Genomic DNA, 26241 nt, shown 5'->3' with positions numbered 1-26241 from the left:
CCCCCTTCTCCGTGCATCGGCGCGGGAAGGGGGCATGGTGAAGGATATGGGGACTTACCGGTGGCCGCTGATCTCGGCGTGCAGCGGCTTGGTATCCTCGAACGCCTTCTGCTGTTCGGGCGAGGCTTCCTTCTGGTGCTTCTGCTTCCATTCGGAATAGGGCATGCCGTAGACGGCGATGCGGGCATCCTCGTCGGACAGCTCGACACCGCGCTCCTTGGCAGCCGCCGCATACCACTTGGACAGGCAGTTGCGGCAGAAGCCGGCGAGGTTCATCAGGTCGATGTTCTGCACGTCGGTGCGCTTGCGCAGATGTTCGACCAGTCCGCGGAAGGCGGCGGCTTCCAGTTCGATGCGGGTCTGGTGGTCCAGATCGGCCATGGGATCTCAACTCCTCCGGTATTCTTGCTCAGTTAAGAGTGGGGTGGCCGGTGCAGCGTAACCATCCGGCCATGGGGATGAAAATCGCGCGAACCGCCGCCGCCGGCGATGGTGCGCACCACCGCCTCGCGGTCGATGGCGACGAAACCGGCCAGCGATCGGATCCCGTAATCGAACAGGCGCGGGGTCAGCGGCGTTCCGGGGCCGACCATCGCCACCTCCGCTCCCGCCGAAACCCGCAGCAGGCGGGGCAGGGTGCGGTTGGCGAAGGCCGACGCCGTGATGGCCACCGCATCGGCGCCGGGCAGCAGCCAGTCGCAGGCAGCCTCGGGGTATTCGCCCTCCTGCGGGTTCATGTCGATCACCTTGGCTCGGGGCAGGCGGCGGGCAAGCTGCGGGAAGCCGCCGATCACCACGACCCGGCCCTCGACCGAGGCGAACAGGTCCAGCCCGTTGCCGGGGACGCCGGTCACGTCTGGCCGGTTGTAATGCGCGTTCAGTGCGGCGACGCCGACGGCGATCTCCAGCGGATCCCAGGACTGAGCGGCCATGGCGGCGAGGTCGCGCAGGCCCCGCCCGGTCCAGCGCTGCGCATTGTCCTCTGCAGCGCCCGCTGCTGCGCCCTTTGCCGCCGGCGCCTGCCTTGCGGCGACGCCGAGGCCATCGGCGGTTTCCACCACCACCCATTTGTCGCCGGTGACGACGCGGCGGACGTCGGCATCGGCGACGCCCTGCACCAGATCCTGGTACATCCGCTGCGGTCCCCACCAGCGCCACAGCGCATCGGCCACCGGGGAGAGCAGGTCGCAGAAGCCGCCGGTCGCGGTCTGCCATTCGTTGAGATAGCGGCTGCCGACGCTGGTCAGCACGGGAATGCCCTCGGCGATGGCGGCCAGCAGCTCGTCCGACAGCCCGTCGCCATGCGATTCCAGCCCGGCGAACTTGTTGACCACCAGCAGGTCGACACCCGACGCGACGGCATTGCGGATCGCTTGGCTGGCCTCCGCCACGCCGGTCGGATCGACGCGGCAGGATTGCGATTCCCGGCCCAGCTTCTGGGTGATGTCATAGGCGTGGCCGGTGGCGACGTCGACTAGCTCCATCCGCTCGGCGCAATCGTCGCCCGGCCCGTGGTTGCGCTGGACCAGCCCGCCGACGCGGAAACCGCGCCGCTTCAGCTCCGCCGAAAAGCCGTCCAGCAGCGTGTCGACGCCATGGGAGCCGGGCCCATGGATGACGGCGCCGGGACGCAGGGGCGGCAGAATGGCGGGGGGAAGCGGCATCTGGGCATGGACCTTTCGCGGGACGGCGGACGGGCGGCGAGGGACGCCTCAGACGCCGCGGCGGATGCGGTAGACGAAGACCGTCTTGTGGATTTCGTCGGGCTGGGTTTCATGCGACAGCAACGCGTTGTCGGTCGTGTTGCAGAAATGCTTGAAGTCGATGACGGAGGCCGGGTCGGTCGCGTAGACCACCAGCTCCTCCCCGGCGGCCATTCCGTTCAGCAGGGCGCGGGTGCGCAGGATGGGCAACGGGCAATGCAGCCCCTTCACGTCAAGCTCTCTCGCCGGCACCGCGCCCGCTCCACACTGGTTGAGGACGAAATCCTTAACAAGGACATGTGACTGTAGCCGGTTCGCCTCCGCATCTCCACACCGGCAGCGGGGAATTCGCATGCGCTGTGGTGGACCCTCGTCCGAAATTTTCCGGCCCCGGCGCTGTTGTACGGCGCAACAGCAAGGAATTTGCCCCGAGAAACTCTGACGAAAGGACGGCGGTCATGGCGAAGCGGCCGGGCAGCGATATGAGCGACAAGGTGGTTGTCATCACGGGCGCCTCCAGCGGCATCGGCCGGGCGACCGCGCTGGAGTTCGCCAGCCAGGGGGCTGCCGTGATCCTGGCCGCCCGGCGGATGGCGGCCCTGCACGAGGTGGCGGAGGAGTGCATCGAAGCCGGCGGCCGGGCCATGGTGGTGCCGACCGACGTGACCGACCAGCGCGCGATGCAGGCTCTCGCCGACCGTGCCATCCAGGCCTTCGGCGGCATCGACGTCTGGGTGAACAATGCCGGCGTCATCGCCTTCGGCCGTTTCGAGGACATCCCCGACGAGGTGTTCGAGCAGGTGGTGCGCACCGACTTCTTCGGCATGGTCCATGGCTGCCGCGCCGTGCTTCCCCATTTCCTCGACCGCGGGGAGGGCATTGTCATCAACACCGCGTCGATGGTGTCCAACATCGGTCAGCGCTATGCCACCCCCTACACCGCGGCGAAGTTCGCCGTGCGCGGCTTCTCCGAATCCCTGCGGCAGGAGCTGGTGGACGAGCCCGACATCCATGTCTGCATGGTCATGCCGGCCTCCATCGACACCCCGCTGTGGCAACATGCCGCCAACTACACCGGCCGGGCAATCAAGCCGCTGAACCCGATCCATCCGCCGGAAGAGGTCGCCGCGGCCATCCTGTCGCTGGCGGCCAATCCCCAGCGCGAGCTGTTCGTCGGCGCCGAGGGGCGTCTCGCCGCCGTCGGCAACGCCATGGCGCCGCAGATGACCGAGCGGGCGCTCGCTCACACCATCGAGCGCGACATGTTCCAGAACCGCTCCGCTCCCGACACGGCGGGCGGCGTGCTGGCGGCAATGCCGGAATTTCAGGGTGCAAGCGGCGGCTGGATGGAGCGGCAGCCGGAGCGCGGCAGGGGGAGAGGCCAGGGCAGGATGGAGGGGCAGGGGCATGCCTTCTCCTGGACCAACCTGACCCTGTTCCTGTTGCCGGTGGTGCTGGCCAGCCGTCCTCTGGCGGGCAGGGCGATGCGCCAGATGTGACGATCGATCGGCAGGGTGCTTGATCCGGCGGTCGGGAGCCGTTATACGCTCGCCCCTTTTCCGGTGCGGCGGCTGGCCGCACCGGTCATCCGGGCAGGAGGCGGGACATGACGGCGTGCGGGCTCGATTTCGGCACCTCGAACACGACGCTGGGCGTGCAGGATGCGGACGGCTTCCGGCTGCTGGCGCTGGACGGTACGCGGACGACCCTGCCGACCGCGGTGTTCTTCGACTTTGAACATGACCGCACCACCATCGGACAGGCCGCCATCGACGGCTATGTGTCCGGTGTGGAAGGGCGTCTGATGCGGTCGATCAAGTCGATGCTCGGCACCGACCTGATCGATGCCGACACGGCACTCCGCAAGGGCCGCATCAGCTTCCGCGCTGTGATCGGCACCTTCCTCGATCTGGTGAAGAAGCGGGCGGAGGAGGCGCTGGGCGGCGAGCTGGGCGACGTCGTGGTCGGCCGCCCGGTCCATTTCGTCGATGGCGACCCGGCCGGCGATGCCGCGGCGGAAGAGACGCTGGGCCAGATCGCGCGGGCCGCCGGCTTCCGCAACGTCTCCTTCCAGTTCGAGCCCATCGCCGCCGCCCTCGATTACGAGCAGCAGGTGGCAGGCGAGGAACTGGCGTTGATCGCCGACATCGGCGGCGGCACCTCCGACTTCTCGGTCGTTCGCATCGGTCCGGAGCGGCGCGGCAAGGCCGACCGGGCCGGCGACATCCTGGCCAACGACGGCATCCGCGTCGGCGGCACCGATTTCGACCGCGACCTCAGCCTCGCCACCGCCATGCCGGAGCTGGGGCTGGGCAGCGCCATGAAGCGTGCCGGGCTGCTGGCGCCGAAGAGCATCTATTTCGACCTTGCGACCTGGTCGAAGATCAACTTCCTTTACACCGCCAAGGCGATGGCCGAACTGGAGCGCCTGCAGCGCGATTCCGCCGAGCCGGAGAAGATCGGGCGCCTGATCGGCGTGGTCGAACATCGCCAGGGCCATGCGTTGGCGATGGCGGTGGAGCGCACCAAGATCGCCCTGTCCGACCATGAGGCGACGCAGCTGGCGCTGGATTGGGGCGACGGCGATCTGTCGCTGGCAGTGGACCGTACGGCGCTGAACCGCGCCACCGGCTCGTTGGCGGCGCGCATCGGCACGCGCATCCGCGACTGTCTGGCCGACGCGGGCGTGACCGCCGACCGCATCGACGCGGTGTTTCTGACCGGCGGCTCCACGCTTCTGCCCCAGGTGCGCGCGGCGATCCTGGCCGAGGCGCCGGGGGCACGGGTGGTGGAGGGCAACATCTTCGGCTCTGTCGGCTTGGGGCTGACGGTGGAGGCGTTGCGGCGCTACGGATGAACGGGACGGGGTGGGAGATGGCCTCCCACCCCTGACCGGTCACTGCACGACGATGCGCGGAGCGGCGCGGCCGCCGGTGCCGCCGCCGATCTTCTCCCACAGGCGCGTCGCGATCCGGCGATAGGCCTGGGCATGCTCGGAGTCCGGCTGCGACACCACGATGGGCTGGCCCTGGTCGGAGGTCTCGCGGATCGACAGGTGAAGCGGGATTTCGCCGAGGAACTCCATGCCCAGATCGTCGGCTTCCTTGCGGGCGCCGCCGTGGCTGAAGATGTCGGTGCGGTGGCCGCAGTTGGGGCAGCAGAAATAGCTCATGTTCTCGATGATGCCCAGCACGGGGACATCGACGCGGCGGAACATGTTCAGCCCCTTGCGGGCGTCCAGCAAGGCTATGTCCTGCGGGGTGGAGACGATCACCGCACCCGCCAGCGGAACCTGCTGGGCCATGGTCAGTTGGGCATCGCCGGTGCCCGGCGGCATGTCCACCACCAGTACGTCGAGCGTGCCCCAGTTCACGTCGCGCAGCATCTGCTGCAACGCGCTCATCACCATCGGCCCGCGCCAGATCATCGGCGTGTCCTCGGCGACCAGGAAGCCCATGGACATCACCTTGATGCCGAAATTCTCCATCGGCTCCAGCCGCTTGCCGTCGGGGCTGTTCGGCCGGCCGGCAATGCCCATCATGCGCGGCATCGACGGGCCGTAGATGTCAGCGTCGAGCAGGCCGACGTTCAGCCCGTTCGCCGCCAGCGCCAGCGCCAGATTGGCCGAGGTGGTCGATTTGCCGACGCCGCCCTTGCCGGACGCCACCGCGACGATGGCCTTCACGCCGGGGACCAGCGGCTTCTGCGGATCGTTCTGCGGGGCACCCTGCGGTGCCCCTCCATGGGAATGACCATGGGAGTGGCCGTGCTGCCCACCATGCGAATGCGTGTGGCTCTGTGCCGCACCCTGCGGTGCCGCGCGATGGGCGGTCAGTACCGCGGTGACCGAAAGGACGCCGGGCAAAGCATCGACCGCTTTCTCGGCGGCATGGCGCAGGGGCTCGGCCTGCGCGCCGCGCTTGGGGTCCACTTCGATGGAAAAAGCGACATGCCCGTCGCGCACCACGAGGCCCGACAACATGCCCAAACTGACGATGTCGCCGCCCCGGTCCGGGTCGATGACGGTCTTCAGCGCCTGCATGACTTGAGCTTCGCTGATCTGCGCCATGGTTGAAAACTCCGCTGTCTTCCCGATATTGGCGGATATCCGTTGGTGGAATCCTTGCCGAAGGGTATGGGGGACTATAGGACCGACGGACGAGATCGGTAAAGGGATGCGCGGGCCTTAAGCCATTGCGCTTCCACATGATGGGACGAATCGCAGAAGGGGGACAGAGTCGGATGCCGTGGAACAATCAAGGTGGGGGCGGAGGTGGCGGCCCCTGGGGTCCCCCGCCGGGCAACAATGGCCCGGGCAACCCGTGGGGCCGTCCCCAGGGCGGAGGAAATGGCGGCGGTGGCGGTGGCCCGCAGCCTCCCGACCTTGAGGATCTTCTGCGGCGGAGCCAGGACCGCCTGCGGCGCGCCATGCCCGGCGGCTTCGGCAGCGGCCGCGGCGTGGCGCTGGTCGCCGGCGTGCTCGGCCTGATCTGGCTCGCCAGCGGCATCTACCGCGTCGAGGCGGACGAGCAGGGCGTGGTCATGCGCTTCGGCGAGTGGACCCGCACCGAACAGCCCGGCCTGCGCTATCGCCTGCCGTCACCGATCGAGACGGTGCTGCTGCCCAAGGTGACGCGCGTCAACCGCATCGAGGTCGGTTACCGGTCCTCCGTCGGCGGCGGCCGCAACGACCGCGACGTGCCGGACGAGTCACTGATGCTGACCGGCGACGAGAACATCGTCGACATCGACTTCACGGTGTTCTGGGTCATCAAGGACGCCGGCAACTTCCTGTTCAAGATCCGCGAGCCGGAAGTGACGGTGAAGAAGGCCGCCGAGAGCGCCATGCGCGAAGTCATCGGCCGCACCGACCTGCAGCCCGCTTTGACCGAGGCCCGCCAGCAGATCGAAACCTCGACCCGCCAGCTTCTCCAGACCATGCTGGACGAGTATCAGGCCGGCATCGAGATCACCCAGGTACAGTTGCAGAAGGCCGACCCGCCGCAGCCGGTCATCGACGCGTTCAACGACGTGCAGCGTGCCCGTGCCGACCGCGAACGCGCCCGCAACGAGGCGGAAGCCTACCGCAACGACATCATCCCGCGCGCCCGCGGCGAGGCGGAGCGGCTGGTGCAGGAGGCATCGGCCTACCGCGAGCAGGTTGTCAGCCTGGCGCAGGGCGACGCCGACCGCTTCCGCAAGGTTTACGAGGCCTATGCGCTGAGCAAGGACGTCACCTCCAAGCGCATGTATCTGGAGACCATGGAGGAGATCTTCCGCGGCCGGAACAAGATCATCATCGAGGGTTCGGCGCAGAACGTCGTGCCCTACCTGCCGCTGAACCAGTTGGCCCCGAACGCCACGCCGGCTCCGCAGCAGCAGGCGCCGCGCCAGGCCCCGTCCAGCCAGAGCGGCAGCCAGGGGGGGGCGCGCTCCGGCACGCAGACGCAGCCGCTGTCCGCGCTGCCCCAGAATCCGTCAATGTCCGGCCAGTGAGGAGGATCGCATCATGAAACGCACCCTCGCCATCGCCGGTATCGCCATCGTCGCCCTCGGCGTCGTCGCGTCGTCCGCCCTGTTCACCGTCAACGAGGCCCAGCAGGCGCTCGTCCTGCAGTTCGGCGAGCCGCGCCGGGTGATCCAGGATCCGGGCCTTAAGATCAAGATCCCCTTCATCCAGGAGGTCCGGCTGCTCGACCGCCGCGTCCTCGACCTCGACCCGCCGGTGGAGCAGGTCATCCTGGCCGACCAGAAGCGCCTGGATGTCGATGCCTTCGCCCGCTACCGCATCCACGATCCGCTGCGCTTCTACCAGACCGCCGGGACCGAGGCGGTGGCAGAAACCCGCCTGAACTCCATCGTCAACTCCGCCTTGCGCCGCGTGCTCGGCAACGTCACGGTGCTGGCCGTCCTGTCGGACGAGCGTGCCCGCATCATGACGGACATCAAGGGACAGGTGAACGACGAGGCCAAGCGCTTCGGCATCGAGATCGTCGATGTCCGCATCCGCCGCGCCGATCTGCCGGAAGAGACGAGCCAGTCGATCTTCGCCCGCATGCGCTCCGAACGCGAACGCGAAGCGTCCGAGGCCCGCGCCCAGGGCCAGGAACAGTCGCAGCAGATCAAGTCGCGCGCCGAACGCGAACGCACGGTCATCATCGCCGAGGCCCAGCGCGATGCGCAGATCCTGCGCGGTGAAGGCGACAACAGCGCATTGAAGCTGATCGCCGAGGCGACCTCGCAGGACCCCGCCTTCTACGGCTTCTACCGGTCGCTCGAAGCCTATCGGAAGTCGCTGAACGGCAACGACACCACCATGGTGCTGTCGCCGACCGGCGAATTCTTCCGTTACTTCAACGGCGCCGGCCCGCAGGTCGGCGGTGGTGCCCCGGCACCTGCTTCCGCTCCCGCACCGGCTCCGGCCCCCGCTCCGGCCGCTCCGGCGCAGTAACGCCGCGCGAGAGGGTCGAAACGGCTTGCGGCCGGACCGGGGTTTCCCCCGGTCCGGCCGCAGTGCTGTCGGGCCGGGCGAGCCACTGGACCGACGGTCCGCAGCAAGAGTTCAAAAGAAAACTCAGGCCTTAAGTTTTCCACTGGTGCCGACTGGACCGGCACGCCATCTTGCGGCCATACTCTTGGCCCAACACATATATGGCCCAGAACTGGGCGGCCGCTCCCGTCCATGGAATCGGCCGGACGTCTGGTAGGGAGAGCACGTTGATTCGCATACCCAACTTCGAACCCGCCACGCGCGGCGCCGTGGCCGAGGCCCGGCCTCGCAAGGCGGGCGTCCGGCCGCTGGTCGCAGCCATCGTCTGGGGCATGACGTCGGTCATGGCCGGCGGCGCCGTGATGGGCGGCATCGCTGCCGCTCCGGCCCAGGCTCAAGCTGCAACGCCGAACCGCAATGCGCCGGGCAGCTTCGCCGATCTGGCGGAAAAGCTGCTGCCGGCGGTCGTCAACATCTCCACCAGCCAGAACGCGCCGCAGCGTCCGCAGGGCCAGCGGCCGGAGATTCCGCAGTTCCCGCCGGGCTCGCCCTTCGAGGATTTCTTCAAGGACTTCTTCGACCGCCAGCAGCAGCAGGACCAGCCGCAGCGCAAGGCGACGTCGCTCGGTTCCGGCTTCATCATCGACGCCAAGAACGGCTATGTGGTCACCAACAACCACGTCGTTCAGGACGCCGACGAGATCACCGTCATCCTGCAGGACGACACCAACATCAAGGCGGAACTGGTCGGCAAGGACAGCAAGACCGATCTCGCCCTGCTGAAGATCAAGACCAGCCATCCGCTGGTCGCCGTTCCCTTCGGCGACAGCGACGCCATGCGCGTCGGCGACTGGGTGCTGGCCATCGGCAACCCGTTCGGCCTGGGCGGGTCGGTCACCGCCGGCATCATCTCGGCGCGCCAGCGCAACATCGACGCCGGCCCGTACGACGACTTTCTCCAGACCGACGCCTCGATCAACCGCGGCAATTCCGGCGGCCCGATGTTCAACCTGAACGGCGAGGTCATCGGCATCAACACCGCCATCTTCTCGCCGTCGGGCGGGTCGGTCGGCATCGGCTTCGCCATTCCGTCCAACCTCGCCAAGCAGGTAGTGGCGCAGCTGAAGGATTACGGCAAGACCCGCCGCGGCTGGCTGGGTGTGCGCATCCAGGCGGTCACGCCGGAGATCGCCGAAAGCCTGGGCCTGCCCGGCCACAAGGGCGCTCTGGTCGCCTCCGTCACCCCCGACGGCCCGGCCGCCAAGGGCGGCATCCAGGCCGGCGACGTCGTGACCAAGTTCGACGGCCGTGAAATCGACGAGATGCGCCGCCTGCCGCGCGTCGTCGCCGAAACCTCCATCGACAAGGCCGTTCCGGTCGAAGTCTGGCGCAAGGGCAAGTCGCAGACCGTCCAGGTCAAGGTCGGCGAGCTTGAGGCCGCGGAGGAGCAGGGTCTGCTCGCCGCCGGTCCGGACGAGAAGCAGCAGCCGAAGGACAAGGCCCCGGCCCAGAAGCCGACCGAATCCCTCGGCATGAAGCTGACCGCCATCACCCCGGAGCTGCGCCAGCAGTACGAGATCAAGCCCGACATGAAGGGCGTGGTCATCACCGACGTGGCGGGCAACTCCACCGCGGCGGAAAAGGGTCTGCGCGCCGGCGACGTCATCATCGAGGTCGGCCAGGAAGAGGTCCGCAAGCCCGAGGACGTGACCGCCAAGGTCCAGAAGGCCAAGGAGCAGAGCAAGAAGTCGGTGCTGCTGCTGGTCGACCGAAAGGGCGACCTGCGCTTCGTGGCGATCCCGCTTAGCTGATCGGCTGCGGGCAACAAAAGGGCGCCGGCGGGAAACCGCCGGCGCCCTTTTCGTTTGTGGACCGTCGGAGAAGGGGCTGGCGATGTGCCCTATGCTCCGTCCAGCAGCATCGCCAGGGCGACGGCGCTGGCGAGCAGGGCGCACAGGGTGGCGACGATGGCGAGGCTGCGCAGGTACTGGCGGAACTCGCCCTGTTTCCAGGCACTGCGTCCCAGCAGCACCAGATAGCCCGCCATGGCGGCGGCGATGATCTGCCAGCCCATCCTGTCCTCATCCTCTCTCCGCCGGGTGGCGGAAGCCGGCGGAAATGCACATGCGCGACCGGGCAGGGTCAAGGCTACGACGATGGCGGCGGCATCTTCTATGCCGAAAGTACGGATGCTCCATCCGGGGTATCTGTTGGCGTCATCCTCTCGGCAGAGAGCGGAGCAACCCGGTGTGAGAATTTTGCGGCATTGATTGCTTAGGAGATACGCTCATACGCAAATAAGTGGTGGTTAACAAAACAGTTAATTCCTTTGCGCATAACAATGTTCGCTGCTGTGATATCTTTGGATCCGGAAATCTTGGAGAGGCTTTGCGCATATGCCCAATGCGTTCTTCTTTTAACTCCGGAGAGTGGTACCGTAGGACACGACACGGGGGTAACCTCCCCCTAAATAACGGCCTGCCGAAGCTATCGAGGGGTAATCGCCGAATCGCCAATGCGTCGGGACCTTCCTCTGTACAACGGCCTTCACCCTGGCCACGACGTCATGACGATCGACCAAAATTGCGGGAGCGGACGATGGACTCAGTGCGCGCTTTTCTTATCGACTCGAACAAGCTGTTTCGCGAGGGGCTGAAGCGCCTGCTCGACGATTCGCCCTTCCAGATCGTCGCCGAGGCGGGAAACCTGCGGGAGGCGCTGGGTTCGGTTGAGAACGGCATTCGGCCCCAGCTGGTCCTTCTTGACCTGCAGAATGGCGGCGACGAGGAAGCCGACGGCATGCGCCGCCTGCGCGCCCTGCTGCCGGAAACCCGGCTGGTCATTCTGACCAGCGACCTGTGCACCCGCCGTCTGGCGAACGCGCTGGAAGCCGGTGCCGACGGCTATCTGATGAAGGATCTGTCGTCCGACGCACTGGCCCAGTCGCTGAAGCTGGTGATGATGGGCGAGAAGGTGTTCCCGACCCATCTGGCGGCTCTGCTGATCTCCGGGCGCGTCAACGGCAACGGCACCGAGATGCCGGTGTCGCGCAAGGGCCTGTCGCAGCGCGAAGTGCAGATCCTGCGCTGCCTGCTCAACGGCGACAGCAACAAGATGATTGCCAATCATCTGAACATCACGGAAGCCACCGTGAAGGTTCACCTGAAGAGCCTGCTGCGCAAGATCAACGCCTCCAACCGCACCCAGGCCGCCATCTGGGCGCTGAACAACGGCATCGGCGACCAGGCCGCGGAAGCCGGCGTCGCCGCCACCGTCTGATTGCCGCCCGATCCGACGGATCGGCATACCGCTCTGCCGAAAGGCCCCGCCCGCCTTCCGTCCCGGCCGTCCGCCCCTTCCATCCGGGGCAGGCGGCCGGCGGAGCGGGACGTCGCCTTTTGCAGCACGCTTCCGTTTCTGCAGACCGTCCGGGCAACACGCGGCAAAGCCCAGAGACCCATGGCCGGCGAAGACGGCAGGCATAGAGGAAGCGGTCTAAGACCAAAAGCGAACTACAGCGTGAGAATGGACGTGCTTATGTGAACTGCGGGCCGATGACGCCATTCCCGGCGTGAGATTGCCGCAACCTTCTGGAAATGCCCGCGATGAACGTGCTGATCGCCGACGATCACCTGCTGTTCCGAGACGGTCTGCGCCGACTCCTGGCGCAATTCGACGCCGACATGACGTTTTTCGAGGCGAGCACCTATGACGAGGTGCGGGCACTCTGCGACGGCACCAGACCGTTCGACCTGATCCTGCTCGATCTGGGGATGCCCGGCTGGACCGGCTTCTCGGCCCTCGGCGACATCCATGTCAACCTGCCGAAGGCGCTTCTGGTGGTGGTGTCGGGGTCGGAAAAGCGGTCCGACCTGCTGGCGGCCCTGGAAAACGGCGCTGCCGGCTATATCCCGAAATCCTCCAGCGCCAAGGTCCTGCTGGGCGCCTTGCAACTGGTGCTCGCAGGCGGAATCTATCTTCCCGAACAGGCCATCCGCGGCGCCGACCGTGTCGAGCAGACGCATGGCGGCTATGGCGGGCACGGTTCCGGCGAGGCGATGGACGACAATGCCGGGATGGGCAATGCCAACGGCGACCAGTTGACGCCGCGTCAGCGCGACGTCCTCGCCCGGCTGCGCGACGGCAAGTCGAACAAGCAGATCGCCCATGAGCTGGGGCTGACCGAAGGCACGGTGAAGGTCCATGTCACCGCCATCCTGCGGCATCTCGGCGTCCGCAACCGCACCCAGGCCGCGCTGACCGCGCAGAGCCTGTAAGGCCCCCGCCCTACCGCTGCGCCCGCTCCACGGCGGAGACCAGCGCCAGCAGGGCGCCGCGCAGTTCGGCCGCATGGGTGCGCGGGCGGATGGCGGCGGCGTCGGACACGGCGACGACCGTCAGGGTGCGGCACCCCGTCAGCCCGCTTTCGAGCCGTGTGAACAGCCCGGCCGGGTCGCTGCCCTGCATCAGGGTCACCGGCACCCGCACCGCCGGCAGTTCGGATTCGAGGTCCCCGAGATCACCCGTCGGCATCGTCGGCAACGGCCGGCCGAAACAGGCGGCGAGCGCGTTCCAGCGCCGCCGCATCGGCGATTCGGCGCCGACATCGTCGACGATCATCACGCCGCCGACCTGTTCCGGGAAATCCAGCGCCGCGGCGATGGCGAGCGGCGCCGTCACCGCACCGGCGACCAGAACCGGCCGGCGCCCGCCACGCTCCACCAGCAGCGGGCCCAGCACCGGCGAGAGCATCGCCGCTCCGGCGGCAGCCGGCACGGTCAGCCATTCCTGCCCCGCCGGAACATTGTCCAGCAGGCGCCACCACGCCCCCTTGCCGGGATGAAGGAAGATCACCCGCCGCCCGGATGGATCGCCGGCACGGTCGGCCGTGCGGTCGCCGATCCATGCAGCACCCACCCCGTCCGCGGTCAGACCGTTCACCGGACAGCGGGCGGTGTCAGCCCGTCCGGCACGGACGGTGGAAGGCTGGGTGTGAAAGAACACGGTCGGATCCCCGATGGTGGCGTTCCGCGATGGGACCGTCCCACCGCCGAACCCAACCGTAACGATGCCGAACCGAAGTCGTCCCGTTCGATAAATCGGGCAAAACCCTGAAAAGGGGCCAAAACCCCACCCTGCCCGCAAAAGGTTTCAGCCACCATCGAAACACGACAAAAGCAAAGCAAATTCCATGACTTGCCGACCGGCTGCCGTCCGCTTTCGATCACAGGCGGTCGGCCTGCCGATCACCGGCCCATCACCGGTCCGACCACTGGCCCAACCACTGGCCGAGTCAACCGGTACGGCGTCCGGTCAGTGCAGCGTCACCTCCTCGCCTTCGGGGTCGGGGGCGACCGCCAGGGGGCGGCGCAGTTCGCCGACCAGGCTGCGCCATTCCGGCGCTCCACCCAGCTGTTGCAGCAACTGTGCGGTGAAGGCGAAGACTGCGGTCTCCAGCGGCCCGTTGTCCTCCGCATGGGCGTTGACGGTCAGGCAGGATTCCGCCGCGCTCTCGAAAATGGCGGCGGCGGCGCTGGCGCCCGGTCCGGGATCCGGCAGCGGGACAGCCTTCGGCTTTTCTCCGCTGACGCGCAGGCGCGACAGGTTGTCGGCCAGCAGGCGGGTGCGGATGGCGTTGTCGACGGCGGCGGCCATGGTGTAGCCGGCCTCTTCCTCGACGGTAGCGCGCAGGATGCGCAGACCCGCGATCAGTCCGCGGACCACGTCGCCATTGCCGCCGCGCTTGGCCGCAGCCGCGACGGCGGTGCCGAGGATGGCGGCGACCACCGGCGAGAGCGATTCGCCCTCGGCCGGCATGTTCGGCGCGTCGGCGCCGGTGTCGGTGTTCAAAGCCTCGTTCATGCGGCCTCCGATCCGTGTGATCCGGAAGGCGGCCCGCCGGCGGTGCTGCCGGCAATGGGCCCGTCCGGATGCGTCGTCATGATGCCTGATTCGGATCTGTGGACCGTACGGATCCGGTTCAAGGCATGGATGGCATGAGGCTCCCCCTCTTTCGCGCCGCCGGACGGGGTGCCCCATCTTCGCATCTGCCGATATCTGTCCGGCCCACCTCTAGGCGCACCGTATGAGCATCCCCACATCTGCGGCGAAAGGGAGGGTTCCTGTCATGCCTCTGCTCAGTCTTCTCCTCAATCTGCTCTGGCTGGTCACGGGCGGCATCTGGATGGCGCTCGGCTGGGTGCTGGCCGCGGTTTTGATGGCCTTGTCCATCATCGGCCTGCCCTGGGCCCGGTCCGCCCTGACCATCGCCCATTACACCCTGCTTCCCTTTGGACAAACCGCCGTGCGCCGGGATGAGTTCCGCGGGCGCGAAGACATGGGCACCGGCGCGCTCGGCTTCATCGGCAACATCGTGTGGTTCGTGCTGGCCGGCTGGTGGCTGGCGCTCGGCCATCTGGTCGCGGCGGTGGGGCTTGCCATCACCATCATCGGCCTGCCCTTCGCCTGGGCGCATCTGAAGCTTGCGCTGTTGGCGCTGTGGCCGGTCGGAACCGAGATTGTGCCGTCGGATGGCGTCGAACGGCGGGTGACCGGCCGCATCTGATCCCCGACTGAGGCATTTCCGACAATTTTATCGAAACCGCACGGCCCCCGCATTCCGGTGCGCAGGAGTCCCACGCCTCTCCCGTACTGCCTCTTGTGAGGCTATCCGTTGGAGAGTGCCATGTCGGTATCCATGGTGAGTGCGTCGGCCGTCGGCCAGACCTATCAGCGGCCCCAAGGGCCGGGTAAAGAGATCCGCGAGGGCATCGACAGCTTGAAGAAGGCGGTGGAGTCCGGCGACATGACCGCCGTCCAGTCCGCCTACGACTCCCTGTCGAAGCTGCAGTCCGACAAGCAGGGCGGCAGCAGCGGGTCGAGCAGCGGGTCATCAACCACCAGTGCCAGCACCGGAAAGGACCCGCTGTCGAAGCTGCTGTCCAGCGTGGGAGAGGCGCTGAAGAGCGGCGACATCGGCCAGGTCCAGCAGGCGATGTCCAAGAACGGCCCGCCCAGCGGCGGTCCGGATGGTGCCGGCGGTCCAGGCGGAGGTCCCGGCGGAGCGGGCGGCCCGCCGCCGAACGGTCCGCCGCCGGGCGGCGAGGGCGGATCTGACGAGCTGCGCAGCACCGTCGGCAGCCTCGCCCAGTCCTTGCAGTCCGGCGACGTGTCGGGCGCCCAGGACTCGCTGTCGGCTCTGTCGGATATGCTGAAGAGCGCCTCCGACAGCGACAGCGGAGACGACGACAGCGGCTCCACCGACTTCCTGGGCACGCTCAAGAAGAATCTCGCCAGCCTGAGCAGTTCGCTCGGTTCCGGCGATATCTCCGGCGCGCAGAGCCTGTTCGCCAGCCTGACGCCGCGCGGTTCGCAGGGCGTCGACATCACCGCCTGACCGGCTCGGTCACGACAGGGCGGCGGCGGGCTCCGGTTCCGTCGCCTGCCCCGCCTTTTCCCGCGCCTTCATCGCCTTCAGCATGACCGAGGCGCGCCAGAAGCCCAGCCCGGCCCCATCGACGAAATGCACATGACGGTCGGCCGTCACGTCGCCGACCAGACAGGTGACGGTGGTCGCATCGGCCCGCGCGGTGCCGTAACGGATCGAGCCGGCCTGCGCCGCCTGGGCCAGCAGCGTCTCGATGGCGTCGGCCTCCCCCTCCGTCACGTCCAGCACCAGCCGCGGCCCGCCGGCCGATTTGCGGAAATCGGTGCGCTCCGCCATGTGGCGGCGGTAGCGCTGCGGATCGAAATTGCCCAGCGACAGGCCCAGCCTAAGCAGCAGGACCAGCAGTCCCGACCCGGCCAACGCCGTGCCCACCCGCCGGACGCGCGTGCCCAGACTTGGCCCAAGACCGGCGCCGGACCGGCCGCCGCGCGCCTCCATCAGCAGGGAGCGCCAGTCCGGCGGCCAGCGCGCCTCCAGCCGTTCCCCAACCCCCAGCGGTGCAGCCCCGACGGTGGGCACGATGGCCTCGATGGCGCTCTGGACGCGGGCAAGCTCCAGCAGCCCCGCGGCTCCCGGATCGACCGCATCGACGATCACGCACAGCACGGTTCCGCGCCGCGGCGGCACCGGGTTCCAGCGGCAGGAGACCGACTCCAGCCCGGGCAACGGACCCTGCTGCGGCGGCAGGCGCCAGCGCGCATCCTCCTTCACCCAGGCATCGGCCGCCACCACCCCGGCACCGAGGAACAGGCCGAAACTGTTGCCGTTGCCGACATCGTGCAGCGCCGCCATCACCTCCAGCCCCTGGTCGAGCAGCGCCTGCACCGGCACCAGCCCGACGCGCAGCGGCACGTCCATCACCTCCGCCGACCAGTGGGCGAGTGCCGACAGCGCCGCCCGCGCCCCATCCTCCCGCCCCGGCGGCACCGCGGCGATGGCGCCGTCGCCACCGAACTGGCAGGCGGCCGGCTCCTGCCCGATGCGCACCGCGTCGGACAGCACCGCGACCACCCCGGCGGCGACGAAATTCACGTCGCGATGGCGTCCCTGCTCGGCAAGCTGCGTGCTGCCGGTGACGTCGGCAACCGCCAGCGACCACCCCCCGTCGAGCGCGGCGTAACGCCCAGGATCCGACGCCTCCGCGGCGAAATCGCGAATCACCGGCAACAATTGCATGGCGGTTCCCCCCAACAGGCGGCAACTTGACGAGGTCGAAGCATAGCATGACCGCGGACGAAGCGGCAGCAAGGGGGAACCCCGAAAGTCACGGCCCCATCGGGGAAGCGGGCATCGCCAATGCGCAGTGCAGGCAGGAAAATTACCGGGCCGTAACGAATGCTTACGTCATTAACCGTTGTTAAACGATGTGCCCCCAAAACTGTCTGAATATGTCGGTATGGTTTCAGGGTTTCGGAACAAGAGGACGTCGCTCTTCATGTCTTGGCTGTCGAAATTCTCTGGAGGCAACAAAGAGCCGGGCGGCGCGAAGTCCGCAGCCGAACCGCGCAGGGAGCGCCCCTCCACCCCGCCGAAGATCGTCATCGATCACCATGAATATGTGCCGGAGGAGTTCGTCATCGGCTCCTTCCGCATCCGTCCCTATGACGGCGACCTGATCGCCAAGCAGAAGTTCGATTTCCGCCTGCAGTTCGACATCGGCGGCGATCCGGTGGACGTGTCCTGCATGGGCCTCGTGGTGAAGCTGACCGAGGAGGCCGGCCTCGTCGCCCGCTACCAGCCGCCGCAGCCCTTCTACGAGCGCAAGCTGGTCGACTACATGAAGGCCCTGAAGGGTCTGTAACGCATACGGCGCCGCCCGAAGATGGTGGTGTCGGCGGTCGGCAGCCCCTATATCTATGCGCATGCCGATCCGTCTTCTTCCTGAAACGCTCGTCAACCGCATCGCCGCCGGCGAGGTGGTCGAGCGTCCCGCCGCCGCCGTGAAGGAGCTGGTGGAGAACGCCATCGATGCCGGCGCCACCCGCATCGACGTGGTGGCGCGCGACGGTGGCAAGTCGCTGATCGCCGTCACCGACGACGGCTGCGGCATGACGCCGGACGAGTTGGCGCTGGCGGTCGAACGCCACGCCACCTCCAAGCTGCCAAGCGACGACCTGCTCGACATCCGCTCTCTCGGCTTCCGCGGGGAGGCGCTGCCCTCCATCGGCGCCGTCAGCTGCCTGACCATCACCAGCCGCGCCCGCGACGCCGACAGCGCCTGGAGCCTGACGGTCGATGCCGGCGCCAAGGGATCGCCGCAACCGGCGGCACTGGCCCAGGGCACGCGGATCGAGGTGCGCGACCTGTTCGCCGCCGTGCCGGCCCGGCTGAAATTCCTCAAGGCATCGCGCACCGAATACGACCACATCGCCGACTGCCTGGAGCGGCTGGCGATGGCCCATCCCGGCGTTGCCTTCACCCTCTCCGACGGCGGACGCGGCGGCCTGCGGCTGAGTGCGGCGCAGGGCGATCTGCTGGACGCCCGGCTGACCCGGCTGGGTGCCCTGATGGGCCGCGATTTCCAGGAGAACGCCGTCCCGGTGACGGCGGTGCGCGAGGCGGTGTCGCTGGCCGGCTGGATCGGCCTGCCGACCCTGCACCGTCCGACCGCCAAGCACCAGCATTTGTTCGTCAACGGCCGGCCGGTGCGCGACAAGCTGATGGTTGGCGCGGTGCGCGCCGCCTACGCCGATTTCCTGCCGCGCGACCGCCACCCGATGCTGGCCCTGTTCCTCGAGATCGACCCGCAGGAGGTCGACGTGAACGTGCACCCGGCCAAGGCCGAGGTGCGTTTCCGCGACCAGGGTCTGGTGCGCGGCCTGATCGTCGGCTCGCTGAAACACGCGCTGGCCGAGGCCGGACACCGCGCCTCCACCACCGTCGGTCTCGCCACGCTGGGCGCCCTGCGGCCGGAACCTGCCGGCGACACCGACAGCGGCTTCACCCCCTCGCCCCTTCCCTACGGCCGATCCGGCGGCGGGTCGAGCGGGGGCGGTTGGGGCGGCTCCTATACGCCCACATCCGTGCCGCGCGGTCTGGCGGAGCGCTCCGCCGCCTTCCAGGCGCCGACCCAGTCGGGACTGCCGCCGCTGCAAGGCCGCCTCAGCGGCTTCGGCAACGGCTTCGCCCCTGCGGCCCGCCCGCCGGAATACCGCGCCCCCGACCCGGCCGCCCACAAGCCCGAGCTGCCACCCGACAGCCACCCGTTGGGTGCGGCGCGGGCGCAGGTCCACACCACCTACATCGTGGCGCAGACCCGCGAGGGCATCGTCATCGTCGACCAGCACGCCGCCCATGAACGGCTGGTCTATGAGCGGATGAAGACCGCCTTGCTGGAAGGCGGGGTGAAGCGCCAAGCCCTGCTGATCCCGGAACTGATCGAGCTGGACGAGCCGTCCGCCAACCGCCTGCTCGCCCGCAGCGCCGAACTGGCCGAACTCGGTCTGGTGATCGAGGGCTTTGGCCACGGCTGCGTCATGGTGCGCGAGGTCCCGGCCCTGCTCGGCCAGTCCGACGTGAAGAACCTGATCCGCGACCTTGCCGAAGAACTGTCCGAACTTGGCGACGCCCTGTCGCTGAAAGAGCGGCTGGAAGAGGTCTGCGCGACGATGGCCTGCCATGGCTCCGTCCGCGCCGGCCGCACGCTGAGTGTCGACGAGATGAACGCCCTGCTGCGCCAGATGGAGGCAACCCCGCACAGCGGGCAGTGCAACCACGGGCGGCCGACCTATGTGGAGTTGAAGCTGGCGGACATCGAAAGGCTGTTCGGGAGGAGGTAGACCGGCAGTTCCGCTGCCGGCCCCCGGTTGCCGGAACTCACCCCTTCAGGATCACCGCGATCATGATGGCGGCAAAGCTGACGATGGCGACCGAGCCGACGATGATGCTGGCCAGCATCTGGGCCGAGATGTAGGAGCCGGCGACAGTCCCGGCGATCCGTGCCATCCCCTCGCGGCCTCCCTTCGACATGGTCGCCCCAGGGTGTCCGCAGGACGGGCAGGATGGAGCTTCGGTGGAGATCGTGTGGCCGCAGGCGGCGCAGGGGATCAGAGCCATTCCGTTCCTTCCCATGTCTTGTCTAGCCGGGCTTGATCTGCCCTTGCCGAAGACATGGGAGGATAATGGAAGATTGCAGCCCCCTGCTCCGGACAACCTACTGGAGAGATACCCCGGACGTGATCAGTACCCCACCGTAAAGCGCTTGCGCTCGTGCTTCGGCGTCTCGATCTCGTCGACCAGAGCCACCGCGAAGTCCTCGTAGGAAATCCAGCTGCGGCCGGTTTCGTCCGCCAGCAGCCCGTCGGCCCCCACCCGGAACTTGCCCGTCCGCTCGCCCAGCACGAACTCGGCCGACGGCGACAGGAAAGTCCAGTTCAGGGTCGGCTCGCCCTTCAGGCGATCGAGGAACTCGGCGCCCTTGGCGGCCTCGGCCTTGTAGATCTCGGGGAATTCCGGCAGGTCGAGAACCCGCACACCCGGCGCCACCTTCAGGCTGCCGGCGCCGCCAACCACCAGATAGCGCGGCACGCCGGAGGTCTTCACCGCGCCGATCAGGCTGTCGGCATCGCCCATCAGGAACATCACGGCGCTGACCACCGCGTCATGGCCGGCCAGCAGCGGGGCGAGCGTTTCCGCGTCGTTGGCATCGCCGGCCTTCACCGTCAGGCCGGAGGCGGCGGCAACCTTGGCCGGATCGCGGACGATGGCGGTGACGCTGTGGCCGCGGCGGAGCAGTTCGGCCTGGATGCGGCTGCCGGCGCGGCCGGCAGCACCGATGATGGCGACGTTCATGGCGGGTGTCCTCTGACTAGGTTTCCAATAGTGACTTGATGCCGTGTTGGAAATCTGGTGTAAAGAAGGCACCTTTTTGTGACATGGTCACTTGCATGTAACCGCCGGCCTGGGAGTGGATGCGGATGGACAGGACCCTGCTGGGGCTGGGCGGCAAGCGGCCGTCGGAAATGGACCAGTTGCCCGACGCCTATGCCTCCGCCTGTCCGACGCGCCAAGCGCTGGACCGGATCGCCGACAAATGGACGGTGCTGATCCTGGGATTGCTGGAAAGCGGACCGATGCGCTTCAACCAGCTGCGCCGCGAGATCGAGGGTATCTCGCAGAAGATGCTGTCGCAGACCCTGAAAAGCCTGGAGCGCGACGGGCTGGTCAGCCGCAGGGCCTTTGCCACCGTGCCGGTCACCGTCGAATATTCCATCACGCCACTGGGCGCCACCCTGGCTGAAACGCTGGTGCCGCTGCGGATGTGGGCCGAGACCCACATCGCGCAGATGCTGGAAGCCCGCGCCGCCTATGACCGCGGCGAGGACGACGCTCCGGTGCGGCTGGACGTCGCCTAAACCTCCTCGCCGGGCTTGCCGTCCCCCTCCGTCCGCCGCAGCAGATAATCCAGCCCGCCGACCCGGAACCAGCGATAGCCATAGGCCTCCATCACCAGATGGTGACGGCCCTTCGCGTCGGGCTCGCTGTGGTCTTCCGACAGCAGGTTGACCAGCCGGCAGCCCTCGCCATGGCCGTCCACGTCCAGCACGATCTCGCAGGGCTTGTCCGACAGGTTGTGCAGGACGACCACCCCGTTGTTCCGCCAGTCGTAGCGCAGGGCCAGCACCTCCGGCCGGCCGGTCTTCAGGATTTGGAAATCGCCCCAGCCGATTTCCGGACACTCCTTGCGCATGCGGATGATGCGCTCGGTCCAGTTCAGCAGCGACTGTGGGTCGCGGCGCTGGAAGGCGGCGTTGATCCGCTCATAGCCGAAGACACCGCCGCCGATCACCGGAGTTTCCGGATCGTCGGACTTGGTGAAGCCGCCATGCGGCTCGTCCGACCATTGCATCGGCGTGCGGGCGCAGTTCCGTTCGGGCAGCGACAGGTCGTCGCCCATGCCGATCTCGTCGCCATAGCGGATGACCGGCGTCCCCGGCAGAGTGAACATCAGGCTGTAGGCCAGCTCGATCCGCCGCCGGTCGGCGTTCAACATCGGCGCCAGCCGCCGGCGGATGCCACGGTCATAGAGCTGCATCGACTTGTCCGGCCCGAAGGCGGCGAACACCGCCTGCCGTTGCTCCTCGGTCAGCCGGCCCAGGTCGAGTTCGTCGTGGTTGCGCAGGAAGGTGCCCCATTGGGCGGTTGCCGGCCGCGGCTTCGTCACCTCCAGCGCCTTCGCGAGCGGCCCGGTGTCGGCGGTCGCCAGCGCATAGAACAGATGCTGGTTGACCTGGAAATTGAACATCATGTGGCAGCGGTCACCATCGCTGCCGAAATAGTGCAGGTCGTCCTCCGGCAGGATGTTGGCCTCGGCCAGCAGCATGGCGTCGCCGCGCCGCCACTGCACGAACTCGCGGAAGCTGCGCAGCATGCCGAACTGCTCCTTCGGCGTGGTGACGTCTGCACCCTTCTCCGCGATGATGAAGGGCACGGCGTCCATGCGGAATCCGGCGACGCCCAGCTGGATCCAGAAGCCCATGATCTTCAGCAGCTCGGCATGCACCTCCGGATTGGCGGTGTTCAGGTCGGGCTGGAATTTGTAGAAGCGGTGGAAGTACCAGGCCTTGGCTTCGCGGTCATAGGTCCAGGTCGATTTCTGCACGCCGGGAAAGACCATGCCCTGGTCGGCATTCTCCGGCTTCTTGTCCGACCAGACATACCAGTCGCGATATTTGCTGTCGGGATCGCTGCGGGCGGCCTTGAACCAGGGATGCTGGTCGGAGGTGTGGTTGATCACCAGATCGATGATCACCCGGATGCCGCGCTGTTCGCAGGCATGGGTGAACTCGACGAAGTCGCCCAGCGTGCCGTAACGCGGATCGACGGTGTAGTAATCCGCGACGTCGTAGCCGTCGTCCTTCATCGGCGAGGTCTGGAACGGCCCCAGCCACAGGCAGGTCACCCCCAGTCCGTGCAGATAGTCCAGCCGGCGCAGCAGCCCCTGGAAATCGCCGACGCCGTCGCCGTTGGCGTCCATGAAGGTCGACAGCGACAGATTGTAGATCACCGCATTCTTGTACCAGAGGTCCCGGATCATGGCCGCTCCATCGCGATGCCCTGTCCCCGGCCCGATGCGGGGAGGACAGGCGGGGAACAGCGGCAAGGCCACTTTGGTTGCGGGGCAAACCGCCCTTCGGTGGTGGGTGCGCCTGCGGCAAAGTTGCAGGTCAGGCATCCGGCATCTGGTATGCAAAACTTTTTGCGGTAGCATACCGGCCTGCTTATGTTGCAGTACAGCATGACTGAACCGTCACCGTGGGCACCCACTGTCCGCGAGGGATGTCGTTTGGCCTCGTGCCCTGTTGTTCCTATCGCCTTTGTTCCTGTCGACGCCCCTCCCCTCCCGATAAGGACGTTTCCGCCATGATCGAGACCCAGGCCCTTCTGTTCCTCGCGCTGACCGGCATGATCGGCCACGCCGTCTATATGGCCAGCGGCCGCGGCGGCTTCACCGTCATCGAGCCGGAGAAGGACGAGACCGAAGAGGAGCCGGGCATCCTGTTCTCCTCCGACCGCTTCCAGCAGGCGGCCCAGACCGAAAACAATTCCGAAGGCAAACCCGGCAAGGCCAAGGACCGGCCCTTCTGGATCGAATGAACGATGCGGACCGGGGTGCTCTCGCACATCCCGGCCCGCATCCGTCAGTCAGTCTTCCGAGCGAAGCCCCCCGACTGCGCCTTACCCGTTGGCGGTGCCGGCGGCGGCCCCGACAGGAACGGCGCGGGCTGCATCGCCATGTTCGGCGCGGCGTGCCAACTCCTCGTTCCGGGCATGGTGCCGGGCCAGCATCGGCTTCAGGACCAACAGCGCACAGGCCGCGGCGGTCAGATCCATGGTGGCGGTGACGTACAGCACGGTCGCCCAGGTGCCGGTGGCTTCCATCAGCAGGTTGCCCAGCGGGACCAGCAGGGCGGCGACACCCTTGGCGCAGTAGAGGACGCCGTAGATCTTGCCGGCATGCTTGGTGCCGAAGGTGTCGGCCGAGGTGGCGCTGAACAGGCTGTACACTTCGCCCCAGGCCAGGAAGACCATGCCGCTGAGGATCAGGAACATCATCGGGTCGTGGCCGAAACGGCTCAGCATGATGATGCCGACGCCTTCCAGGGTGAAGGCGACGAACATGGTCGCCTCACGGCCGATGTGATCCGAGATGAAGCCGAACAGCGGACGCGAGATGCCGTTCATCACGCGGTCGAGCATCAGGGCGAAGGGCAGAGCCGCCATGGTCAGGCCGAAGACGCTGACCGGGGCTTCCTTCACACCCAGATCGTGGGCGATGACGCCCAGCTGGGCCACAGCCATCAGGCCGCCGGTGACGGTGCCGATGAACATCGCCCACATCACCCAGAACACCGGGGTGCGGATGGCTTCGCTGAGCGTGTAGTCGCGGCGGGTCTGGGCGACCTTGGTCGAGGCCTTGACCTGCTCCTTCTGCGGCATGCGCAGGAACAGCGCGGCGCAGATGATGATGGCGCCCTGCACCAGGCCGAACCAGAAGAAGGCCGACTGGTAGCCGCTGCTGTGGATCATCGCCGAGATCGGCAGGATGGTCAGGGCCGAACCGGCGCCATAGCCGCCCGCCGTCAGGCCGACCGCCAGACCGCGCTTTTCCGGGAACCACTTCAGCGCGTTGTTGACGCAGGTGGCGTAGACGCAGCCGACGCCGATGCCGCCGATGGCCGAGCCGACATACAGCATGGTGAGCGTGCCGGCATAGCTGTCGATGATCCAGGACAGGCCGGTGAAGAAGCCGCCGGCGGCAACGATCACCTTGGGGCCGTACTTGTCGATGAAATAGCCCTCGATCGGCGTCAGCCAGGTCTGCACGACGACGAAGATGGTGAAGGCGGTCTGGATCGATGCGCGCGTCCAGCCATGGGTCGCCTGGATTTCCGGGACGAACAGCGTCCAGGCATACTGGATGTTGGCCGCCGCCACCATGCAGACGATGCCGACGACGATCTGCGTCCAGCGGACCGCATCGGAAACCGGCGCCGCGGATTCCGCCGCCGGTTGTGAATTCATATGAGCCATCGTGCCTCCCTTAAACTTGCCTGAGCCGGCGGCACGGCCCCTCTCCCGGGGACCGGCACGCCAATCACGATTGCGGAATGACCCGGACGGACCGCTCTTGCTGACGGTTCCTTTCCGGAACTCGGCGCGGATGCCGACAATCGCTCGGAGTTCGATTGTCCCGATTTAGGAATGCCAGATATGTAATCTGGTATGCCAAAACCGGGGACAAAAAGACACCGACGGACGGATCGACGCCGTAGGCATACAGACTGATCAAGTAAAACTTACCTTACACACCACATCCGGCGAGCGGTCCACACCGGTTCTATTATCGGTTCATCCGATCGGTCGCGTGTTCTGTAAAAAGAAGCCGTGCCGGTACCTGCACGGCCCCCTCAAACGAGGGTGTGCAGTCTTAGGAGATAGATAGATGCCGCCGTTTCCATAGAGGAACCGCATCGGCGACACATAATGTTTTGCTCGGATTGTTTTGGAACTCAACAATCCGTTTCGTCTTTCCGCATGATGGAAAAACACGAGCGGCAGCCTTGGAACGCCAGGGATGCGCCCCCATCGGCGGGTGGGCGGGGCCGGTAAAAAATGGAACTCAGGGGATGTAAAGGACTGACGCGAAACGCCAAGGGCGGGTCGGGCGGGAACCGCCCAAGCGGTCAGGCCGGGTGGCGGACCGTCAGGAAGGCGACGCGGGTGTCGCCATAGCGGCGCTCGTCGAGCGCCGAAAAACCGTCGGGAAGAGGCAGCGGGTCGCGGTCGGCAACCTCAACCACGGCGAGCGCGCCCTCAGCCAGCCAGCCGGCGCGCAGCAGACCCTCCAGCGCGCGCGGCGCCAGCCCCTGGCCATAGGGCGGGTCAAGAAAGGCCAGCATGCAGGCACGAGGGGCCGGCGGCGGCTTGGCCGCATCGGCACGCAGAATCTGGGCGTTCGCCGTCTCGCGCAGAGCCTCGACATTGGCGCGCACGGCGTCGAGGGCCGGCCGGCCCATATCGAGGAAGCCGCACCAGGACGCACCGCGCGACAGGGCTTCCAGCCCCAGCGCACCGGTGCCGCAAAAGGCATCGACGACCGCGGCGCCCTCGAACTCGGGCGCCCAGTCGGCGTGGGCCAGGATGTTGAAAATGGCTTGCCGGGTGCGGTCGGTGGTGGGGCGGGTATCGCGCCCGCCCGGTGCCACCAGACTGCGGCCGCGGTGCTTACCGCCGACGATCCGCACGCGGGCGCTCCGTCCGTCCGCCAGCCCCGCCGCCGGACCTCTCGCCGCCGCCGGCCTTCGGACCGCCCCGCGGCGCCGGACCGGCGCCCTTCGGAGCAGTTGGCTTGGACCCGCCCGGCTTGAAGCCGGGAGCCTTGCCGTCACGCGGCCTGTCATCGCGGGGCCTGTCGTCGCGAGCCCTGTCATCGCGAGAACGTGCGCCCTCGGACCGCGGGGCATCGGAGCGGGCACCCTCCGGCTTGCCGGAACGGCCCGGCTTGGCCGAACCGCCGCCAAGCGACAGGGTGCCGCGGGTGGCCCCGCCGCGCCGCGCCGGCTTGGTCTCTTCGGTGCGGGCGGCTTCGGCCTCGTGCC

General features: G+C 67.5%; 26 protein-coding genes. 13 read left to right on the top strand and 13 right to left on the bottom strand.

All coding sequences use genetic code 11. The features are described 5' to 3' along the window. Window positions 1-54: 54 nt before the first annotated feature. Genes TSH64_RS09975 through TSH64_RS09965 form a run of 3 tightly spaced genes read right to left on the bottom strand, consistent with a single transcriptional unit; the run spans window position 55 to window position 1955 of the window. Window positions 55-381, bottom strand: coding sequence for a DUF1244 domain-containing protein (locus tag TSH64_RS09975; RefSeq protein WP_109096608.1), 327 nt, complete (start codon window positions 379-381; stop codon window positions 55-57). Window positions 382-413: 32 nt separating this feature from the next. After that, window positions 414-1664, bottom strand: coding sequence for a DUF2478 domain-containing protein (locus TSH64_RS09970; protein ID WP_109096607.1), 1251 nt, complete (start codon window positions 1662-1664; stop codon window positions 414-416). A 48-nt stretch (window positions 1665-1712) separates the two neighbouring features. Then, entirely contained in the window at window positions 1713-1955 is a 243-nt protein-coding gene (locus TSH64_RS09965) for a sulfurtransferase TusA family protein (protein ID WP_109096606.1), read from the bottom strand. A gap of 206 nt (window positions 1956-2161) precedes the next feature. On the opposite strand from TSH64_RS09965, the gene TSH64_RS09960 reads away from it, so the two are divergent. Together TSH64_RS09960 and TSH64_RS09955 are read left to right on the top strand one after the other, a co-directional pair. Then, window positions 2162-3202: an SDR family oxidoreductase gene (locus TSH64_RS09960; protein ID WP_109096605.1), complete on the top strand. Its 1041-nt coding sequence runs from the start codon at window positions 2162-2164 to the stop codon at window positions 3200-3202. A 107-nt stretch (window positions 3203-3309) separates the two neighbouring features. Further along, window positions 3310-4560 carry an Hsp70 family protein gene (locus tag TSH64_RS09955; RefSeq protein ID WP_109096604.1) on the top strand — a complete coding sequence of 417 codons (1251 nt, stop codon included), beginning with the start codon at window positions 3310-3312 and terminating at the stop codon, window positions 4558-4560. A gap of 39 nt (window positions 4561-4599) precedes the next feature. On the opposite strand, the gene apbC is transcribed toward TSH64_RS09955, so the two are convergent. Next, on the bottom strand, window positions 4600-5772 hold the full coding sequence (apbC, locus tag TSH64_RS09950) for an iron-sulfur cluster carrier protein ApbC (RefSeq protein ID WP_109096603.1): 1173 nt from the start codon (window positions 5770-5772) through the stop codon (window positions 4600-4602). A gap of 173 nt (window positions 5773-5945) precedes the next feature. Here apbC and hflK point away from each other — a divergent pair, with 173 nt between their 5' ends. From hflK to TSH64_RS09935, 3 genes are all read left to right on the top strand, one after another. Continuing rightward, the gene (gene hflK / locus TSH64_RS09945) at window positions 5946-7199 is read left to right on the top strand and encodes an FtsH protease activity modulator HflK (RefSeq protein ID WP_109096602.1); all 1254 of its coding nucleotides are present in this window, start codon (window positions 5946-5948) and stop codon (window positions 7197-7199) included. Between the two features lie 13 nt (window positions 7200-7212). Then, complete coding sequence (gene hflC / locus TSH64_RS09940) at window positions 7213-8154, top strand: protease modulator HflC (protein WP_109096601.1); 942 nt, start codon at window positions 7213-7215, stop codon at window positions 8152-8154. 200 nt (window positions 8155-8354) lie between these two features. Continuing rightward, entirely contained in the window at window positions 8355-10004 is a 1650-nt protein-coding gene (locus tag TSH64_RS09935) for a DegQ family serine endoprotease (RefSeq protein WP_247872838.1), read from the top strand. Between the two features lie 89 nt (window positions 10005-10093). On the opposite strand, the gene TSH64_RS35820 is transcribed toward TSH64_RS09935, so the two are convergent. Then, complete coding sequence (locus TSH64_RS35820; protein ID WP_199237518.1) at window positions 10094-10267, bottom strand: hypothetical protein; 174 nt, start codon at window positions 10265-10267, stop codon at window positions 10094-10096. Between the two features lie 524 nt (window positions 10268-10791). On the opposite strand from TSH64_RS35820, the gene TSH64_RS09930 reads away from it, so the two are divergent. After that, window positions 10792-11472 (top strand): response regulator transcription factor, encoded by a 681-nt coding sequence (locus TSH64_RS09930; RefSeq protein ID WP_109096600.1) that lies wholly within the window; start codon window positions 10792-10794, stop codon window positions 11470-11472. 326 nt (window positions 11473-11798) lie between these two features. Continuing rightward, window positions 11799-12470 carry a response regulator transcription factor gene (locus TSH64_RS09925; RefSeq protein ID WP_109096599.1) on the top strand — a complete coding sequence of 224 codons (672 nt, stop codon included), beginning with the start codon at window positions 11799-11801 and terminating at the stop codon, window positions 12468-12470. Window positions 12471-12480: 10 nt separating this feature from the next. Here TSH64_RS09925 and TSH64_RS09920 read toward each other — a convergent pair whose 3' ends face one another. Together TSH64_RS09920 and TSH64_RS09915 are read right to left on the bottom strand one after the other, a co-directional pair. Continuing rightward, the gene (locus TSH64_RS09920) at window positions 12481-13197 is read right to left on the bottom strand and encodes an alpha/beta hydrolase (RefSeq protein ID WP_109096598.1); all 717 of its coding nucleotides are present in this window, start codon (window positions 13195-13197) and stop codon (window positions 12481-12483) included. A 309-nt stretch (window positions 13198-13506) separates the two neighbouring features. Continuing rightward, complete coding sequence (locus TSH64_RS09915) at window positions 13507-14055, bottom strand: hypothetical protein (protein WP_109096597.1); 549 nt, start codon at window positions 14053-14055, stop codon at window positions 13507-13509. 265 nt (window positions 14056-14320) lie between these two features. Here TSH64_RS09915 and TSH64_RS09910 point away from each other — a divergent pair, with 265 nt between their 5' ends. Beyond that, on the top strand, window positions 14321-14758 hold the full coding sequence (locus TSH64_RS09910) for a YccF domain-containing protein (protein WP_109096596.1): 438 nt from the start codon (window positions 14321-14323) through the stop codon (window positions 14756-14758). A 120-nt stretch (window positions 14759-14878) separates the two neighbouring features. Then, on the top strand, window positions 14879-15589 hold the full coding sequence (locus TSH64_RS09905) for a hypothetical protein (RefSeq protein WP_109096595.1): 711 nt from the start codon (window positions 14879-14881) through the stop codon (window positions 15587-15589). A gap of 9 nt (window positions 15590-15598) precedes the next feature. On the opposite strand, the gene TSH64_RS09900 is transcribed toward TSH64_RS09905, so the two are convergent. After that, entirely contained in the window at window positions 15599-16816 is a 1218-nt protein-coding gene (locus tag TSH64_RS09900) for a DUF3095 family protein (RefSeq protein ID WP_109096594.1), read from the bottom strand. A 259-nt stretch (window positions 16817-17075) separates the two neighbouring features. Here TSH64_RS09900 and TSH64_RS09895 point away from each other — a divergent pair, with 259 nt between their 5' ends. Both TSH64_RS09895 and mutL read left to right on the top strand, forming a co-directional pair. Continuing rightward, the gene (locus TSH64_RS09895) at window positions 17076-17441 is read left to right on the top strand and encodes a hypothetical protein (protein ID WP_109096593.1); all 366 of its coding nucleotides are present in this window, start codon (window positions 17076-17078) and stop codon (window positions 17439-17441) included. Between the two features lie 61 nt (window positions 17442-17502). Continuing rightward, complete coding sequence (gene mutL / locus TSH64_RS09890) at window positions 17503-19419, top strand: DNA mismatch repair endonuclease MutL (RefSeq protein WP_109452461.1); 1917 nt, start codon at window positions 17503-17505, stop codon at window positions 19417-19419. A 37-nt stretch (window positions 19420-19456) separates the two neighbouring features. Here the strand turns inward: mutL and TSH64_RS09885 are convergent, their stop codons facing one another. After that, window positions 19457-19696: a hypothetical protein gene (locus tag TSH64_RS09885; RefSeq protein WP_109096592.1), complete on the bottom strand. Its 240-nt coding sequence runs from the start codon at window positions 19694-19696 to the stop codon at window positions 19457-19459. Between the two features lie 123 nt (window positions 19697-19819). Continuing rightward, window positions 19820-20431, bottom strand: coding sequence for an NAD(P)-dependent oxidoreductase (locus TSH64_RS09880; protein WP_109096591.1), 612 nt, complete (start codon window positions 20429-20431; stop codon window positions 19820-19822). Between the two features lie 125 nt (window positions 20432-20556). Here TSH64_RS09880 and TSH64_RS09875 point away from each other — a divergent pair, with 125 nt between their 5' ends. Further along, window positions 20557-20994: a helix-turn-helix domain-containing protein gene (locus TSH64_RS09875; protein ID WP_109096590.1), complete on the top strand. Its 438-nt coding sequence runs from the start codon at window positions 20557-20559 to the stop codon at window positions 20992-20994. Here the strand turns inward: TSH64_RS09875 and TSH64_RS09870 are convergent. After that, on the bottom strand, window positions 20991-22676 hold the full coding sequence (locus TSH64_RS09870) for an alpha-amylase family protein (protein WP_109096589.1): 1686 nt from the start codon (window positions 22674-22676) through the stop codon (window positions 20991-20993). The two genes, TSH64_RS09875 and TSH64_RS09870, sit on opposite strands and share 4 nt — an antisense overlap. 326 nt (window positions 22677-23002) lie before the next feature. Between TSH64_RS09870 and TSH64_RS09865 the strand changes: the two genes are divergently transcribed. Beyond that, window positions 23003-23236 (top strand): hypothetical protein, encoded by a 234-nt coding sequence (locus tag TSH64_RS09865; RefSeq protein WP_109096588.1) that lies wholly within the window; start codon window positions 23003-23005, stop codon window positions 23234-23236. 81 nt (window positions 23237-23317) lie between these two features. Here the strand turns inward: TSH64_RS09865 and oxlT are convergent, their stop codons facing one another. Together oxlT and rsmD are read right to left on the bottom strand one after the other, a co-directional pair. Then, the gene (gene oxlT / locus TSH64_RS09860; RefSeq protein ID WP_109096587.1) at window positions 23318-24664 is read right to left on the bottom strand and encodes an oxalate/formate MFS antiporter; all 1347 of its coding nucleotides are present in this window, start codon (window positions 24662-24664) and stop codon (window positions 23318-23320) included. 662 nt (window positions 24665-25326) lie between these two features. Beyond that, entirely contained in the window at window positions 25327-25887 is a 561-nt protein-coding gene (gene rsmD / locus TSH64_RS09855) for a 16S rRNA (guanine(966)-N(2))-methyltransferase RsmD (protein WP_109096586.1), read from the bottom strand. Between the last annotated feature and the right edge of the window lie 354 nt (window positions 25888-26241).

Source organism: Azospirillum sp. TSH64, from assembly GCF_003116035.1.
In the GTDB taxonomy this organism is placed as follows: domain Bacteria; phylum Pseudomonadota; class Alphaproteobacteria; order Azospirillales; family Azospirillaceae; genus Azospirillum.
This window is presented reverse-complemented; position numbering and strand designations above follow the sequence as displayed.